1 protein-coding gene is annotated in these 1260 nt (G+C 42.9%); it reads right to left on the bottom strand.

Features of this window, described 5'->3' with window-relative positions; translation table 11 throughout:
- Positions 1-66: 66 nt before the first annotated feature.
- Positions 67-516, bottom strand: coding sequence for a hypothetical protein (locus tag FC652_RS19865; RefSeq protein WP_043921029.1), 450 nt, complete (start codon positions 514-516; stop codon positions 67-69).
- Between the last annotated feature and the right edge of the window lie 744 nt (positions 517-1260).

The raw sequence follows: 1260 nt of genomic DNA, 5'->3' as shown, positions 1-1260 counted from the left end.
ACCAAAAATGCCACGCGGCATGAATCCCTCTTGAACGCCTTGTTATATGCAATTTTCTGGTGCTTGCTAAATCGGCTTAATTCTTAACTTAAACGAATCGATTTGCTCGACTTGCGACGGTACAAATGCACATTTGATCTCAAGATAAGAGGTTTCCTTTGGCTGCATAATGAAAAGTTCATTTTCGCCGATACAATTACCAATAAAATTACCATTCACATCAAACGCAGATGCTAAAACTTCACGAGAATATAATGCGTCTTCTGTAAGGTTTTCCTGTACGACAGCTAAACGCACGTCGTCCCCATCTTTGAAGACATTTTTCAATGTTAAACCATAGGCAGTTTTGAAATCCGCTAAATACTCAATTGCTTTGTCGTCGATTTCTTTGTCTTCAAGAATATTTCCGAGCGACGGTTCAACAAACTTTGTATAAACCAACCCACTCAGAATGATTGCAACTGAGAAACCGATTCCCCAGGTGAAACCGTTTAAGATGCCATTTAATCCTTTCATAAACATTCCAATCCATTGCATATAACGCCTTGCTAAGGGGTGAGCAACGCATTGACACAAAACCAAAACCTTGCCACCGTTATCACTGAAGCCAAGTTTAAACCAAAAATGCCAAGCGTTGGGAATCCCTCTTAAGCAACTTGTTATGTTTCACTACAAACGATTGATTTGCATGACAAAGAACTGCATTTCTCGCTGTGATTTCTGAGCCTAGTCACAAGACTAATACTCACTTGACCACCAAATGCGACCAGCCCAAAACAAGTATGAACACTTCCCTGCCCAATGAGGCAACCCGACTCACTTCCAACAAGCGCCCTCTCTTTCCAACTAAAGCGCAGAACAATGGCGAATTGCCGAGACTACTGCCAAGGTAGGATGTGACTTGGCAACGAAATTCAAAGCGCCTTTAAGCCAGAGAAACTTGAATCCAACCGGCTCGACCTGGCAATGAAGCAACCCACGAACTTTGGCATGTTTTATGGGCTGAGAAATTCAAGAATTTAGAGCGACAATACCGATTTGCTGAGTCTACTCGGAACAATCAGCCCAAGGGACAAAGAACAGTTAAAAGGACATTTAAGCCACTGAATTCATGATGAAACATAACGCCGCGTTAAGGGGCGCAGGCACGCACTACAAAAGTGACCGCATGACAACTTAACCACTAAACAGACTGCAAACCGAAAATGCCACGCGTGCCAAGTCCCTCTTGAACGCCTTGTTATGTTTAAGACTCAAAGG

It is taken from the genome of Vibrio sp. 05-20-BW147, from assembly GCF_013369385.1.
GTDB classification, from domain to species: Bacteria; Pseudomonadota; Gammaproteobacteria; order Enterobacterales; family Vibrionaceae; genus Vibrio; species Vibrio floridensis.
The sequence above is the reverse complement of the archived record's forward strand: the minus strand, read 5'-3'. Positions and strand labels throughout refer to the sequence as shown.